This window comes from Streptomyces sp. NPDC014991 (assembly GCF_043080665.1).
Classification (GTDB): Bacteria; Actinomycetota; Actinomycetes; order Streptomycetales; family Streptomycetaceae; genus Streptomyces.
The window spans coordinates 436,926-451,652 of record NZ_JBIBVY010000003.1; the positions used below are offsets into that span (position 1 = coordinate 436,926).

Annotated in this window: 11 protein-coding genes; 4 read left to right on the forward strand and 7 right to left on the reverse strand. The window is 72.9% G+C overall.

The features are described from left to right. Positions 1-364 precede the first annotated feature (364 nt). Positions 365-2,905 carry a discoidin domain-containing protein gene (locus tag ACF1BE_RS08290; RefSeq protein ID WP_392198152.1) on the forward strand — a complete coding sequence of 847 codons (2,541 nt, stop codon included), beginning with the start codon at positions 365-367 and terminating at the stop codon, positions 2,903-2,905. 47 nt (positions 2,906-2,952) lie between these two features. Here the strand turns inward: ACF1BE_RS08290 and ACF1BE_RS08295 are convergent, their stop codons facing one another. Beyond that, positions 2,953-3,906, reverse strand: coding sequence for a helix-turn-helix domain-containing protein (locus ACF1BE_RS08295; protein WP_392198153.1), 954 nt, complete (start codon positions 3,904-3,906; stop codon positions 2,953-2,955). A gap of 132 nt (positions 3,907-4,038) precedes the next feature. Here ACF1BE_RS08295 and ACF1BE_RS08300 point away from each other — a divergent pair, with 132 nt between their 5' ends. After that, positions 4,039-4,383 (forward strand): ANTAR domain-containing protein, encoded by a 345-nt coding sequence (locus tag ACF1BE_RS08300; RefSeq protein ID WP_392198154.1) that lies wholly within the window; start codon positions 4,039-4,041, stop codon positions 4,381-4,383. A 47-nt stretch (positions 4,384-4,430) separates the two neighbouring features. Here the strand turns inward: ACF1BE_RS08300 and ACF1BE_RS08305 are convergent, their stop codons facing one another. Next, on the reverse strand, positions 4,431-5,597 hold the full coding sequence (locus ACF1BE_RS08305; protein ID WP_392198155.1) for an amidohydrolase: 1,167 nt from the start codon (positions 5,595-5,597) through the stop codon (positions 4,431-4,433). Positions 5,598-5,740: 143 nt separating this feature from the next. Here ACF1BE_RS08305 and ACF1BE_RS08310 point away from each other — a divergent pair, with 143 nt between their 5' ends. Both ACF1BE_RS08310 and ACF1BE_RS08315 read left to right on the forward strand, forming a co-directional pair. Continuing rightward, positions 5,741-7,204 (forward strand): aminotransferase class I/II-fold pyridoxal phosphate-dependent enzyme, encoded by a 1,464-nt coding sequence (locus ACF1BE_RS08310; protein ID WP_392198156.1) that lies wholly within the window; start codon positions 5,741-5,743, stop codon positions 7,202-7,204. 451 nt (positions 7,205-7,655) lie between these two features. After that, positions 7,656-9,935, forward strand: coding sequence for a catalase (locus ACF1BE_RS08315; protein ID WP_392198157.1), 2,280 nt, complete (start codon positions 7,656-7,658; stop codon positions 9,933-9,935). Between the two features lie 102 nt (positions 9,936-10,037). Here ACF1BE_RS08315 and ACF1BE_RS08320 read toward each other — a convergent pair whose 3' ends face one another. The 5 genes from ACF1BE_RS08320 to ACF1BE_RS08340 are packed head-to-tail and all read right to left on the reverse strand — an operon-like array spanning position 10,038 to position 14,481. Continuing rightward, positions 10,038-11,726: a PP2C family protein-serine/threonine phosphatase gene (locus tag ACF1BE_RS08320; protein ID WP_392198158.1), complete on the reverse strand. Its 1,689-nt coding sequence runs from the start codon at positions 11,724-11,726 to the stop codon at positions 10,038-10,040. Next, a complete protein-coding gene (locus tag ACF1BE_RS08325; protein ID WP_392198159.1) occupies positions 11,710-12,768 on the reverse strand; it encodes a SpoIIE family protein phosphatase in 1,059 nt (352 codons plus the stop codon). The genes ACF1BE_RS08320 and ACF1BE_RS08325 overlap by 17 nt, the downstream gene beginning before the upstream one ends. Next, entirely contained in the window at positions 12,765-13,211 is a 447-nt protein-coding gene (locus ACF1BE_RS08330; protein ID WP_392198160.1) for an anti-sigma regulatory factor, read from the reverse strand. Before ACF1BE_RS08330 ends, ACF1BE_RS08325 begins: the two co-directional genes overlap by 4 nt. Then, complete coding sequence (locus ACF1BE_RS08335; protein ID WP_392198161.1) at positions 13,211-13,591, reverse strand: STAS domain-containing protein; 381 nt, start codon at positions 13,589-13,591, stop codon at positions 13,211-13,213. The genes ACF1BE_RS08330 and ACF1BE_RS08335 overlap by 1 nt, the downstream gene beginning before the upstream one ends. Next, positions 13,588-14,481 (reverse strand): STAS domain-containing protein, encoded by an 894-nt coding sequence (locus ACF1BE_RS08340; protein ID WP_392198162.1) that lies wholly within the window; start codon positions 14,479-14,481, stop codon positions 13,588-13,590. Before ACF1BE_RS08340 ends, ACF1BE_RS08335 begins: the two co-directional genes overlap by 4 nt. Between the last annotated feature and the right edge of the window lie 246 nt (positions 14,482-14,727).

The window sequence follows — 14,727 nt, forward strand, 5'->3', positions numbered from 1 at the left end:
CGGCGGTCCGGAGACGGCCGCGCGGACGGTGGCGGACCATCGCGCTGTTTGCGACCCGGCCCGTGCCGCGGGCCCGGTCGCGTATCCGGTCGACGCCCCCTGTCCGTCGAGGACCGGCGGAAGCACACGGCACGCAGTGGCAGGCGTTCGGCGGCCTGAAGCGGCTGCACAACCCGTCTCGTCCCGGGCCGGGGCACCGTCGGCGGTTCCGGGGTACGCCGGCGTCCGACGCGGTGGTCGCGGCACGGTAGTTGAAGGATGTGGCGTCCGAAGGCTTGTGGCCGGCTTGACTCATCACTTAAATCAAAACATGAACTAAGCCGTGGGTCAGCCGCTTGACCCCCGAGCCGTCTGGAGCCGCCGCATGAGACTGAGATCCCTGGGCATCGCGCTGACCGCCATGGCAGCGCTGACAGCCCTCCCCGCCACGCATCCCTCGGCCGCCGCGGCCGAAACCCCCCTGTCCCAGGGCAGGACGGCCACCGCGTCGTCCGAGGAGAACAACGGCACCACCGCCGCCCTGGCCGTCGACGGCGACACCGGGACCCGCTGGTCCTCGGCCGCCGGCGACGACCAGTGGTTCCAGGTCGACCTGGGCGGCACGGCCACCGTCACCCGGGTGGTGCTGAACTGGGAGGCCGCCTACGGCAAGGACTACAAGGTCCAGATATCCGGCAACGGGAGCGCCTGGACCGACCTGAGGTCCGTCACCGGTTCCGACGGCGGCGTCGACACGCTCGACGTGTCCGGGCAGGGCCGCTACGTACGCATGCTCGGCGTGCACCGGGCCACCACGTACGGCTACTCCCTGTGGGAGTTCCAGGTGTTCGGCAGCACGAGCGGCAGCGGGACCGGCTGCGGCACCGCCAACGCCGCCCAGGGCAGGACCGCCACCGCCTCCTCCACCGAGAACGCCGGCACGCCCGCCTCCGCCGCCTTCGACGGCAGCACCACGACCCGCTGGTCCAGCCAGGCGGCCGACCCGCAGTGGCTCCAGGTCGACCTCGGCTCCGTCCAGGACCTGTGCAAGGTCGACCTCAACTGGGAGGCCGCCTACGGCAAGGAGTTCCAGATCCAGGCCTCCGCCGACGGGCAGAGCTGGAACACCCTCAGGACCGTCACCGGTGCCACCGGCGGCACGGCCTCGTACGACGTCAGCGGCTCGGGCCGGTACGTCCGGATCCTCGGCACCGCACGCGGCACCGGCTACGGATACTCCCTGTGGGAGGTCGCCGTGCACACCGGCTCCACCGGCGTCCCGCCGGTCCAGGGCGGCGGCGACCTCGGCCCCAACGTCATCGTCGTCGACCCCTCCACCCCCAACCTCCAGCAGAAGTTCGACGACGTCTTCGCCAAGCAGGAGTCGGCCCAGTTCGGCACCGGCCGCTACCAGTTCCTGCTCAAGCCCGGCACGTACAACGGGATCAACGCCCAGATCGGCTTCTACACCTCGGTCTCCGGGCTCGGGCTGAACCCCGACGACACCCGGATCAACGGTGACGTCACCGTGGACGCGGGCTGGTTCAACGGCAACGCCACCCAGAACTTCTGGCGTTCGGCGGAGAACCTCGCCATCAGGCCGTCGAACGGCACCGACCGCTGGGCGGTCGCCCAGGCGGCGCCGTTCCGCCGCATCCACGTCCAGGGCGGCCTCAACCTCGCCCCGAACGGCTACGGCTGGGCCTCCGGCGGCTACATCGCGGACTCGAAGGTCGACGGTACGGTGGGCCCGTACTCCCAGCAGCAGTGGTACACCCGCGACAGTTCGGTCGGCGGCTGGAGCAACGGCGTGTGGAACATGACGTTCTCCGGCGTCCAGGGCGCCCCGGCGACCGACTTCGACAACGGCCCGTACACCACGCTGGACACCACCCCCGTCTCCCGGGAGAAGCCCTTCCTCTACCTCGACGGCTCCGCCTACAAGGTGTTCGTGCCGGCCAAGCGCACCGGCGCCCGGGGCGTCTCGTGGCCGGCCGACGCCGGCACGTCCCTCCCGCTCGACCAGTTCTACGTCGTCAAGCCGGGCGCCACGGCCGCCACCATCAACGCGGCCCTCGCCCAGGGCCTCAACCTGCTGTTCACGCCCGGCGTGTACCACCTCGACCGGACCCTCGACGTCACCCGAGCCGACACGGTCGTCCTCGGGCTCGGTCTCGCCACCCTGGTGCCGGACAACGGCGTCGACGCGATGCACGTCGCCGACGTCGACGGGGTCAGGCTCGCCGGATTCCTGATCGACGCCGGTCCGGTCAACTCCGACACGCTCCTGCGGATCGGCACGCCCGGCTCCACCGCGGACCACTCCGCCGATCCCACCACCATGCAGGACGTGTTCGTCCGCATCGGCGGCGCCGGTCCAGGCCTCGCCACCAACTCGGTCGTGGTGAACAGCAACAACGTCATCATCGACCACACCTGGCTCTGGCGCGCCGACCACGGCAGCGGCGTCGGCTGGAACACCAACCGCGCCGACTACGGCCTGCGAGTCAACGGCAACGACGTCCTCGCCACCGGCCTGTTCGTCGAGCACTTCAACAAGTACGACGTCCACTGGTCCGGAGAACGAGGCCGGACCATCTTCTTCCAGAACGAGAAGGCGTACGACGCCCCGAACGCCGCCGCCGTCACCCACGACGGCATCACCGGCTACGCCGCCTACAAGGTCGCCGACACCGTCACCACCCACGAGGCCTGGGGACTGGGCAGCTACTGCAACTACACGGCCGATCCGTCGATCGTCCAGGCCCACGGCTTCCAGGTGCCCACCACCTCCGGCATCCGGATGCACGACCTGCTGGTGATCTCACTCGGCGGCCAGGGCCAGTACGCCCACGTCGTCAACAGCACCGGCGCACCCACCTCGGGAACCAGTACCGTCCCGTCCAAGGTGACGTCCTTCCCGTAGGCCGCCCCGCGTCCCGGGTGGCGTCCGCGCCCCGCCCGGGACGCCCGTCAGCCGTCGGACAGGGACTCGTGCGGATTGCGCCCGAACGCCTGCCGGTAGAGGGAGGCGAAGCGGCCCGGGTGGTGGAAACCCCAGCGGGCCGCGATCGAGGCGACCGTGGCCCCGGCGCCGGGGTCGGCGTTCAGCAGGTCCTGACGGGCGTGCGCGAGCCGCACCCGGCGCAGATGGGCGAGCGGTGTCGTGTCCAGATGCCGGCGGAAGGCGTACTGGAGCGCGCGCACGGTCACATGGGCCGCGGCGGCGATGTCCGCGACCGTGACCGGCTGGTCCGCGTGGTCGTCGATGTAGGCGAGCGCGCGGCGCAGCATCGCCGGATGCGCGTCGTGGCGATCGGCTGCGGTCGGCTCCTCCAGTGCCGTGCTGGGGAAGGCGGCCAGGACGCTCGCCGCCAGGTGCTGGGCGGCCGTGACCGCGATCAGCGGCTGGTCCGCGATCTGCGGGTCGGACAGCACATGGTCACGCAGATGGGCGATCGTACCGCCCAGATGGCGGGCCGCCGCGACCGAGCGTGGCCGGTGGCCGGTCAGCCGTACCGGCGGCGAGCCTGCCGGGCCCGCGGCCACTTGGGTGAGCAGCGCCGGATCCAGCATGGTGATGTTGTAGCGGGCGTTGCGGATCCGCCCCGTGAACGGCAGGTCCGGCGGCGCCAACAGCACCACGTCACCCGGTCCGAAGGAGTCCTCCACCCCCTGGAAGCCGTGGTCCCGCACGGTTCCCTCGTGCACGACGCACACGCAGATCCGGCCCAGCGGTGACACCGAGTAGCTCATCTCGAAATCCAGCGCGAGTTCGTCGACGCTCACCGACGACAGGGCGGCGCGGTGGATCCGGGCGTGGTGGGAGCCGGGGGTACCGCTGGCGATGCGCATCCTGGCGTAGGCCTGACTGAGGAAGTCCTCCGTCAGATCCAGGTCGTCGCTGTCGAAAGTGAGCGATTCCATGCCGCCCACTTGCCCCTGTATTTCCTATTCATGTATCCCCTGACCAGCAGTTTTTCGTTTTCTGTACGGCGTTACGCCATGTTGTTCGCTTGGCGGCTGTTTGGGACAGGGCCTGCTGCGCAGGGTGATCGCATGATCGGATGTGACGAGCAGGCGGACCAGCTGGACGCGCTCCGGAAGGAGGTCGGCCAGCTGCGCCAGGCCCTTGTCTCGCACGCGCTGGTCGACCAGGCGATCGGCGTGGTCATCGCCGTGGCCGGTCTGCGCCCGCAGCAGGGATGGGATGTTCTGAAGCACGTGTCGCAGCACACCAACACCAAGATGCGGGAGGTGGCACGCTGCTTGGTGGAGTGGCCGTCCTCCGGCCGGCTGCCGGAGGAGATCCGCCGGGCGCTGTCCGCCGCCGTGCGGCACGTGCGCGACGCCGCCGACGGGCCGGGCGAGGAACGCGAGGTACGGCGCGCCGTGCAGGCCTGAGCGGACCTCACCGCGGCCCGCCGCCGCGGCACACGGGCGTACGACGGTCAGGCAGCGGCCCGGCGCACGCCCTCCCACGCGCGTCCGCGCAGGTCCGCGTCGCGCAGCACGTCCACGGCCGTACAGGCCAGCGCCTCCACCACCGCCGGCAGGACCCGGCGGGCCCGCTCCGACGCCGCCGCCCGGGCGAACTCCGGCGTGTGGTCGGATCCGTCGGCGCCCATGACCGCGACGAACGGGTGGATGGCGGGCACCCGGCCGCTGACGTTGCCGATGTCGGAAGAACCCAGGTAGATACCGGGAACGGGCGCGGTGAGGGTGATCCCGGCGCGGTCCAGATGCCCGGCGAACCGTGCGGACAGCACCGTGCTGTCCCGGAAGTGCTCGTACCGCACGCTCGCCCGTTCCACCGTGACGGTCGTGCCGGTCGCCAGTGCCACCCCCTCGGCGGCCGTGCGCAGTTGTGCCGCCAGGTCGTCCAGAGCGGAGGTCGTGAGCGCGCGCAGGCCGAAGCGGCCCTCCGCGAACTCGGGGACGATGTTCGTGGCCGTACCACCGTGGGTGACGATGCCCTGGACGTGGGACCCCTCCGGCAGCCGCCGGCCGAGCGCCGAGACCACGTTGAACAGCTCGATCAGCGCCGCGAGCGCGTCTATCCCCTCCGTCGGGTCGCCCGTCGGATGCGCGGCCCGGCCCCGCAAGGCCACCAGGTACTGCTCCTGGGCGGTCAGCGGCGCCCGCGCCCAGTCGTACACCCCGGGGTGGAACATCAGGGCGGCGTCCACCTCGTCGAAGACCCCGGCCTCCACCTCCAGGGCCTTGCCGCCCCCGCCCTCCTCGGCCGGCGTCCCCACCGCGAGGACCGTGCCCTCGTCGCCGTCCAGCACCGCCTCCGTCACCAGGGCCGCCCCGAGGCCGGCCGCGGCGATCAGGTTGTGCCCACAGGCGTGTCCCAGCCCGGGCAGGGCGTCGTATTCCAGGGGGAACGCCACCACCGGCCGGCCCCGGCCCGAGCGTGCCGTGAACGCGGTCGGCAGGCCCGCGGTGCCCCGTCGCACCTCGAACCCCGCGCGTTCCAGCTCGCCCGTGAGCAGCGCCGCCGCCCGGTGCTCAGCGAACGCGGTCTCCGGGTCGGCGTGCAGCGCGGACGCCACGGCCCACAGCGCGTCCGCGCGCCGCGCGACCTCCTCCCGGACCTGGTGGTACAGCGGCACAGTTCCTCCTGCGGCTCGGCGGGGTGTGCTCCGTGCCGGAGCGGGTTCCACCGAACGGCCCTACGACACCGGTCCCATGGGTTTGGGGCACGGTGGCGGTGCAACCCGGTGGACGCGGCACCCACCGGCTCAGGAGGACAGCCATGGATCACTCGCGCGTACCCGTCCTGGAAGCTCTGCAGGAGTTCCGGCGACGCGGAGACGTGGTGTTCGGGCCACCCGGGCACAGGCAGGGCCGCGGGGCCGACCCCCGTGTCGCCGAGATCCTCGGCATCGACGTCTTCCGCTCCGACGTGCTCAGCCTCAACGGGCTGGACGACCGCCGCCAGTCCCAGGGCGTGCTGGAGCAGGCACAGGAACTGATGGCGGACGCGGTCGGTGCCGAACACGCCTTCTTCTCCACCTGCGGCAGCTCCCTGTCCGTCAAGACGGCGATGCTGTCGGTCGCGGGCCCCGGTGAGAAGCTGCTGCTCTCCCGCAACGCGCACAAGGCGGTCATCGCCGCGGTGATCATCAACGGCGTGGAGCCCGTCTGGGTGCACCCCAAGTACGACGCCGAACGACACCTGGCCCACCCGCCGGAGGCCGATGACGTCCGCGACCGGCTGCGCGAGCACCCGGACGCCAAGGGCATGCTGCTCGTCACCCCCACCGACTGGGGAACCTGCGCCGACATCCGCGCGGTGGCCGACGCCTGCCATGCGTTCGACGTGCCGCTCATCGTCGACGAGGCCTGGGGCGCCCATCTGCCCTTCCACCCGGACCTGCCCGTCTGGGGCATGGACGCCGGCGCCGACCTGGTCGTCACCAGCGTCCACAAGATGGGCGGCGCCATCGAGCAGAGTTCGGTGTTCCACCTCCAGCACGACCGGGTCTCACCCACCGTGCTCGAGCAGCGCGAGGACCTTCTCGGCACCACCAGCGCCTCCAGCCTCGTCTACGCCACCCTCGACGGCTGGCGGCGGCAGATGGTCGAACAGGGGCGTGACCTCCTCGACGACGCCTGGCACCGCGCCGAGCGCATCCGGGCCCGGCTGCGCGAGATGCCCGGGCTGCGGGTGATGGGCGGTGAGATCATCGACGAGGGCCTGGCCGCCGAGTACGACCCCTTGAAGATCGTCGTCGATGTACGGGAGCTGGGCATCAGCGGCATGCAGGCGGCCGAATGGCTGCGCGCCAACCGCCACGTCGACGTGGGCGGCTCGGACAGCTGCCGCATGAGCGCCTCCATCACCCACTCCGACGACGACGAGACCGAGAAGGTGCTCCTGGACGCCGTGGGCTCGCTGGTCGAGCATGCCGACTCCATCGAGCGGCGGCCCGCCGTGCACCTGCCCGCACCCCACGTCCTGGAACTCGAACAGGCGGTCCTGCCCCGCGACGCGTTCTTCGGCCCGGCCGAACAGGTGCCCGCCGAACAGGCCGTGGGCCGGATCGCCGCCGAGATGATCAGCCCCTACCCGCCGGGCGTGCCGGTCGTGGCGCCGGGCGAGGTGATCACCTCGGAGGTCCTCGACTACCTGCGCAGCGGAGTCGCCCACGGCTTCCTCATCTCCGACGCGGCGGACCCGGCCCTGGAGACCGTGCGGGTCACGGCACGCCCGTGACCCGCCGGCCCCCGGGCCCGTACCCGCCCGTCCCGGACTGCGGGGACCGCCCGCGGCGCCTATGGTGGCGTACGCGGGCGGAGCGGTGCGCGCCCGTCCGGGGCCAGAAGGCCCGCCCGCCGGTGAACGCGTCGCCGTCGGGCAGGCACGTGGCCCCGCTGACGGTCCCCGGGTCCGGACCAGTACGTCCGGCGGGCCCGCCGTCCCGGCAACTCGACAGGAGACGGCCCGACTTCACCCCGACCGGAGATCCTCGCGATCGCCGGTTTCGGACGCCCCGGCCCGGGGACCCCGTCCGGGGGGCCGTGGTCCGCCGCGGCCCCTTCCCCTGACTTCCCCCCGCCGGTACCTGCTGCCGGCCGCGTGACCCGGCCCCGACCACCGCGCACCGGACACCCGCCCGCCCCGTCTGCGGCGGGCCCGTCCGTGACCAGTGAAGGAATTGGTGTTGATGAGCGAGACGAACCCCCTGAAGCGGGCGGCGGACAAGGTGACCGACGTCCTCCAGAGCGGGCCCAAGGGCCCGGAGGACGGCATCCCCGGCAAGCCGGCTCCCGAGTCGCCGCCGGTCGCCGAGCCGACCGCGCCCCGCGAGCCGCTGCCTCCCAAGCCCGACCAGGGCGGCCCGGCAACCGTCTCGCCGACCGGGCAGCCGACCGGCGCCGACCAGGCGCGGACGGCCCAGAGCGGCAGCTACCTGACCGACGCCCAGGGCACCCGGCTGTACGACACCGACCACTCGCTCAAGGCGGGCCCCCGCGGCCCGGTGCTCCTCCAGGACCACCACCTGCGCGAGAAAGTCATGCACTTCGACCACGAGCGCATCCCCGAGCGTGTGGTCCACGCCCGCGGCGCCGGCGCACACGGCGTGTTCCGCAGCTACGGCACCGCGGCCAACGTGACCAAGGCGGCGTTCCTCGCCGAGGACGTCGAGACACCGGTGTTCGTCCGCTTCTCCACCGTGCTCGGCTCCCGGGGCTCCGCGGACACCGTCCGGGACACCCGCGGCTTCGCGACGAAGTTCTACACCAGCGAGGGCGTCTTCGACCTGGTCGGCAACAACATCCCGGTGTTCTTCATCCAGGACGCGATCAAGTTCCCGGACGTCATCCACGCCGGCAAACCGCACCCCGACCGGGAGATCCCGCAGGCCCAGAGCGCCCACGACACCTTCTGGGACTTCGTCACCCTGCACACCGAGGCCACCCACCACACCCTGTGGAACATGTCCGACCGGGGCATCCCCCGCTCGTACCGCACCATGGAGGGCTTCGGCGTCCACACCTTCCGCCTGGTCAACGCCGCCGGCGAGACGACCCTGGTGAAGTTCCACTGGAAGCCGAAGCTGGGCGTGCACTCCCTGGTGTGGGAGGAGGCGCAGATCGCGGGCGGAGTCGACCCCGACTTCCACCGCCGTGACCTCTACGACGCCATCGAGGCGGGCGCCCACCCCGAGTGGGAGTTCGGCATCCAGACCTTCCCCGACACCCCCGACCAGACCTTCGAGGGCATCGACCTGCTGGACCCGACCAACATCGTGCCCGAGGAACTCGCCCCCGTGCAGCCCATCGGGCTGCTCACGCTGAACCGCAACCCGACGAACTTCTTCGCCGAGACCGAACAGGTCGCCTTCCACGTCGGCCACCTCGTCCCCGGTATCGACATCACCGACGACCCACTGCTCGCCGGCCGTCTCTTCTCCTACCTCGACACCCAGATCACCCGTCTGGGCGGCCCCAACTTCCCGCAGATCCCGATCAACCGGCCGCACGCCCCCGTCAACGACATGCTGCGCGACGGCTTCCACCAGACGGCCGTACACCGGGGGGTCGCCCCCTACCGGCCCAACTCCCTCGACGGCGGCTGCCCGTTCACCGCTGGTGCGGACATGGGCGCGTACGTCGAGACGCCCGTACGGGTCCCGGAGGCCACCAAGGTCCGCGAGGCCCCCGAGTCGTTCGGCGACCACTTCAGCCAGCCCCGCCGGTTCTGGCTCAGCATGAGCCCGGTCGAGCGCGAGCACATCATCGGCGCCTACACCTTCGAACTCGCCAAGTGCTACGAACAGGCCATCCGGGAGAGGGCGTTGCAGACCCTGGCGAACATCGACCCGGAGCTGTGCGCGGGCGTCGCCGCCGGCCTCGGGCTGCCCGCCCCCGAGGCCACCGTGCCCCTGGCCGACGTCGAGCCCAGTCCCGCCCTCTCCCAGGTGGGCCGGACCTGGCCAGCCGACGGCCGGATCATCGGCATCCTCACCGGCCCCGACGGCGACCTCGACGGCGTCCGCGCCGTACGCCAGGAGGTGCTGGACGGCGGCATGGTCCCGCTGGTCGTCGCACCCGCCGGCGGCACCCTCGGCCACGGCGACGGCGCCCTGACCGTCCAGCGGACCTACGCCACCGCCCGCTCCGTGGAGTTCGACGCCCTCCTGGTGGCCGGCACGCCCGGAGTGGGCGCCGACGCCTACGGCGCCCGCGACGCCAAGGCGGGCCGGCCCACCGTCCAGCAGGCCACCCCCGACCCCCGCGTCGGACTGCTGCTGGCGGAGGCGTACCGGCACGGCAAGGCCATCGGCGCCACCAGCGGCGGGGAGAGCGCCCTGGAAGCGGTCGGTATCCCTCTCGACGCGCCCGGCGTGGTGACCGGCGACACCGTCGCCGCCGTGTTCCAGCAGCTCACCCACCTGCTCGGCGGCCACCGGGTCTGGGAACGGTTCCCGTCCGCCGCCTGACCGGCCGCCGGCCCCTCGCGTGACTACGGGCCCGCCCGCGGGTCACCGAGGGGCCGGACGCGGCGGCACACCGGGCATCACCGGGCCCCGCGACAGCACCGGTCAGTCCCGCGTGGCGTCCTGAGTGGTGCGGCACAGCAACAGGCAGATGTCGTCGTCGTGCTCGGAGTCGTGCAGCATCGGCTTCAGCACGGAGTCGGCCGCCGCGTCCAGGTCCTCCAGCTCCAGTGGGCCGAGCGCGCCCATCGCCTGGGCCAGCCGGTCGATGCCCGCGTCGATCCCCGCGGACCGCCGCTCCACCAGACCGTCCGTGTACAGCGCGAGGGTGGACCCCGCCGGCAACTCGACGGTGCACTCCTCGTACTCGTACGGCATCGGCACGCCCAGCATGATCCCGGGTCTGGCGTCCAGCACCCGCACCTCACCCCCGGGTCCGCGCGCGACGGCGGGCGGATGCCCGGCCGCCGCCCAGACCACCTCGGTCCCGCCGGGAGTGAACCGGGCGATCGCGCACGTCGCGTACAGCTCCGGCTCCTGGTGACGCAGCATCCGGTGCAGCAGGGTCAGGATCCGCGCCGGGCCGTTGCCCTCGACGGCGTAGGCGCGCAGCGCGGTGCGCAGCTGGCCCATGATGACCGCCGCGCGCAGCCCGTGCCCCGTCACGTCACCTATCACCGTCAGCACACTGCCGTCGGGCTGCGGGAACGCGTCGTACCAGTCGCCGCCGATGTTCAGCCCGTGCGTCGCCGGCAGATAGCGTGCGGCCAGCGCCAGCCCCGCGGTGTCGGGCAGCTCGGTGAGCTGGGCCCGCTGGAGGGCCTCGGCGACGTCCCGGTGCTGCTCGTAGGCACGGGCGTTCTCCAGGGCGATGCCCGCACGCCGGGCCAGTTCCAGCAGCATCACGGTGGTGTCCGCGTCGAAGCGGTCGCCCGGCGCGGCCAGCGTCAGCACGCCCCGCACGGTGCGCGCGCCGAGCGGCAGGCACAGCAGCGGCCGGTCCGGGGACAGCGCCGAGGCCGGCAGGTCGTCCACCCCCGGCAACCCGCCGGGGTGGGCGCCCGCGTGCTGCGGGCGGCCGGTACGGGCCGCGGTCACCGTGGCCGCCGCCCGCGCGCCCGGCGGAGCCCCCTCGTCGTCCACGAGCCAGATGTCCACGTGCCGGGCGTACTCCGGGACCAGCAGACCGGGCAGCCGGCGCAGGATGTCCTCGTGGTCGAGGGAGGCGTTGAGGACCGCGCTGGCATCGGCCAGGAAGGTCAGCAGCCTGCGGGCGTTCTCCGCCTCCGCGCGTGCCGCCCGCTCGGCCTCCAGGTGCTCACGCTGCGCCAGCGCCGCGGCCTCCAGCTCGGCGTGCAGTGCCAGGACACCCTGGTTGGTCTGGTGCAGTTCCTCCCGGTGGAACCGGACCAGCTCCTCCGTCTCCTCCAGATGCGCCAGCAGGCCGGCGGCGGCCTCGTCGGCGTCCAGCAGTGCCTCGGCGAGCCCGGCCTCACCCGGCCCGGGCAGCGGTCCGGCCACGGGCACGGGGCAGGCGAGGGTGCGCTGCCAGGGCTCCGGCCCGTCGAGGACGACCCGCAGCCCCCCGCCCGGCCCGGCGGACTCGGCGGTCACCGTCAGCTCCGTACGTCCCTCACCGAGGCCGCGGCGCAGCCGGGTGCCGAACGCGGCCAGGAAGCGGGCGCGGTCGAGCGCGGGCACGCCGGCGTCGGCCGTGAGCCGCGCCAGCAGGGCGCGGACGCGGGCGGCGTCGGCGGCGGAGGCGATGGTCCACGAGTCAGAGGCGGCTGTCATGGGGGCTGGTCCGGCGGTCGGGGGCCAGTACGGCCACACTGGTGTCGTCGCGAGCGGGGCGGGCGGGGCTGCCCGCTTCACGCAGGATCGCCGCGGCCACCACCGACGGGTCGTGGGCGAGCAGCCGGGGGTCCTCCGGCGGCGTCCAGCGGCTGGGCAGCCCGTCACTGTGCAGCACGAGGATGCTGTCCGGGCGCCACGGCAGCCGGCGCACGGGGACGCGCGCCGGGAAGTACGCCCCGACGATCCCCGGATGGGAGAGGTGCGACGTCCAGCTGACCCCGGTACGCACCCGGGCGGAGACGTTCCCGACGCCGGCGAGGGACAGCTCGGCCCGGTCCGTGTCCACCTGCGCCACCGTCACCGCCGCGCCCCGGGTGGGCCGCAGCGCCACGTGCAGCCGGCGCAGGATCTCCGCCGGCGGCAGGTGCGCGGCGCGGCGCAGTTCCGCCACCGCAGCCGTGGACGCGTGGGCGGCCTTCGGTCCGTGCCCGAGACCGTCGGCGAGCAGCAGGGTCACCAGGCCGCCGGAGCGCACCCAGCCCCAGGCGTCACCGCACTGCTCCGCCTGGGAGAGCGCGGTCGTGATCCCGCCCGCCGGCACCTGCGCCTGCGCGGTCCCGCGCGCGCGGGGCTCCGGGTCGATCCGGGCCGCCGTCACCGTCCCGCGGCCCGGCAGGCTGTACAGATGGAAGGCGTTCGCGCTGCGCGCACAGCTGCCCAGGCCCGCGCCGAGCGAGCCGGCGGCGGTGGAGTAACCGTCCCGCAGGGCCGTGCCGGCGTCCGCGAGGCCCGGCCCGTGGTCCAGCGAGAACATCTGGACCGACGTGCCCGCGCCGGCCGGCGGCGCCACGAGGTTCACCACCATCCGGCCCCCGCCCGCGTGCCTGAGCAGGTTGGTGGCCAGCTCGGTGGCGACCAGCTCCGCGGCGGCGGTGCGCGGTGCGGCGAGGCCCGCCTCCGCGCACGCCTCCTGGGTCGCTGTCCGGGCGTCCCGGACGCGCGTGGAGTCGTGCACCGGGATCTCCCACACCCGGCTCATCCCAGCACCGGACGTGACGAGGGAACCTGCGTCACCCAGGCGACGGCCGTGACGGTCGTGCCCCGGCCGGGTGCGGTGTCGACACTGAACTCGTGCACCAGCCGTTTCGCTCCGCTCAGGCCGAGTCCCAGGCCGCCGCCGGAGGTATAGCCGTCGGTCATGGCCAGCTCCAGGTCGCGGATGCCGGGACCGCTGTCGATGAAACGCATCCGCAGCCCCCGGCTACGGCCGTTGTCCAGCGGCGTGATCTCCGCCCGGCCGCCACCGCCGTGCACCAGCGTGTTGCGGGCCAGCTCGCTCGCCGCCGTGACCAGCTTGGTCTGCTGCACCAGACCGAAACCGAGCTTCGCCGCGCGCTGCCGCACCTCCTGCCGGACCCAGGCCAGATCCGCGTCCGAGTCGATGGGCAGACTCGTCGCGGGCGCCTGGCCGGACACCTGCATCAGCTCCCCCTCTGGGACAGCAGTTCCATGGCACGGTCGACATCCAGGGCGGTGACCAGCCCGGGCAGCGTGAGCCCCAGCTCGACCAGGGTGATCGCCACCGCGGGCCGCATACCGGCGAGCACCGTACGGGCCGCCAGCAGCCGGGCCGTGGAGGCGATCTCCGCGAGCACCCGGCCGAGGAAGGAGTCGACGATGTCCACGCCGGAGATGTCGAGCACCACGCCGGTCACCCGGCTCGTGGCGATGCGGCTGGTGATGTCGTGCTGGAGCTGTTCGGCCATGCCGTCGTGCAGCTCGCCCTGGAGGGAGACGAGCAGGACGTCGCCCAGGGCGAGCACCGGGACCTGGGGCGAGTGACGAGGAACGGGCTGGTTCACCGGGCGCTCGCAGCCGCGTCCGAACGGGACACCTCTATGCCCTGGCGGCCCAGCGCGTAGGCCAGCGCGTCGGCCAGCGAGGCCCGGGTGAGCACCGATCCCAGGTCGATGCCGAGCTGCACGATGGTCTGCGCGATGGCCGGGCGGATCCCGGAGACGATGCACTCGGCACCCATCAGCCGTGCCGCGGCGACCGTCTTCATCAGGTGCTGCGCGACGAGCGAGTCGACGGTCGGCACCCCGGTGATGTCGAGAATGGCGTAGCGGGCGCGCTGGTCGACTATGGCCTCCAGCAGTGACTCCATCACCACCTGGCTGCGCGCGCTGTCCAGCGTCCCGATCAGCGGTACGGCGACCGTGCCCTCCCACAACTTGATGACCGGGGTGGCCACTTCGAGCAACTGCTGACGCTGCCGCTCGATCAGCTCCGCGTTCGCGTCCAGCGCCGTCTCCATCACCACCAGGCGCAGCGTTCCCATCAGCAGGGTCAGCGCCAGCACACTCTCCTGAGCGTGCGGGGCGGCGGGGTCGGCGAACTCCTCGCGCAGCAGCTCGACCGCGGGTGCGCGCAGCACGGCCACCTCGTCGGCGATCTGTGCCGGGGTCGATCCGGTGCGCGTCCGGTAGTGGGTCATCCGGCCCAACTGGTCACGCACCGACGCGTACCCGGGCGCCTCGATGTCCTCCAGCCGGCCGCTGACGGCCACCTCGGACAGCGCGTCCACCACGGCCTTGCACGCCTCGACCGCCTCGTCGCGGGAGACGGTGAAGACCGAGCGGAACAAGGGGGCGTCGGCCCAGCGCTGGGCGATCTGCTCCCTGCGCCGTTCCAGGAAGGCGCTCACCACCTGCGGCGCCGATGTGGCCACGTCCTGCTCCGGCACTCTCATCCTCTCCTCTCACACAGCCGGGTGCCGACGCCGGTCGGCCGGCTCCCCCGAGCCGATCATTGCCGACCGACCACCGTAGCCCTCGGTGTCCGACCCGGCCAAACCCCGGGGCGGCCACGGGACCCGTCCTCCCTCGGCACCGGCAGCGGCGGTATCGGGACGTCGTTCCGGCCGCCGTCACGCGCGCACGCCGTCGCTCAGTGAGCCGGCGATCGTCCCCCCGCCCCCGGACGGGGAAGGGAGCGG

Bases quoted from the DNA above. Each gene is read 5' to 3' on its own strand.
- ACF1BE_RS08295 (WP_392198153.1), bottom strand. From the start codon at position 3,906: ATGGAATCGCTCACTTTCGACAGCGACGACCTGGATCTGACGGAGGAC.
- ACF1BE_RS08300 (WP_392198154.1), top strand. From the start codon at position 4,039: ATGATCGGATGTGACGAGCAGGCGGACCAGCTGGACGCGCTCCGGAAG.
- ACF1BE_RS08330 (WP_392198160.1), bottom strand. From the start codon at position 13,211: ATGCAGGTGTCCGGCCAGGCGCCCGCGACGAGTCTGCCCATCGACTCG.
- ACF1BE_RS08310 (WP_392198156.1), top strand. From the start codon at position 5,741: ATGGATCACTCGCGCGTACCCGTCCTGGAAGCTCTGCAGGAGTTCCGG.
- ACF1BE_RS08315 (WP_392198157.1), top strand. From the start codon at position 7,656: ATGAGCGAGACGAACCCCCTGAAGCGGGCGGCGGACAAGGTGACCGAC.
- ACF1BE_RS08290 (WP_392198152.1), top strand. From the start codon at position 365: ATGAGACTGAGATCCCTGGGCATCGCGCTGACCGCCATGGCAGCGCTG.
- ACF1BE_RS08320 (WP_392198158.1), bottom strand. From the start codon at position 11,726: ATGACAGCCGCCTCTGACTCGTGGACCATCGCCTCCGCCGCCGACGCC.
- ACF1BE_RS08340 (WP_392198162.1), bottom strand. From the start codon at position 14,481: ATGAGAGTGCCGGAGCAGGACGTGGCCACATCGGCGCCGCAGGTGGTG.
- ACF1BE_RS08325 (WP_392198159.1), bottom strand. From the start codon at position 12,768: ATGAGCCGGGTGTGGGAGATCCCGGTGCACGACTCCACGCGCGTCCGG.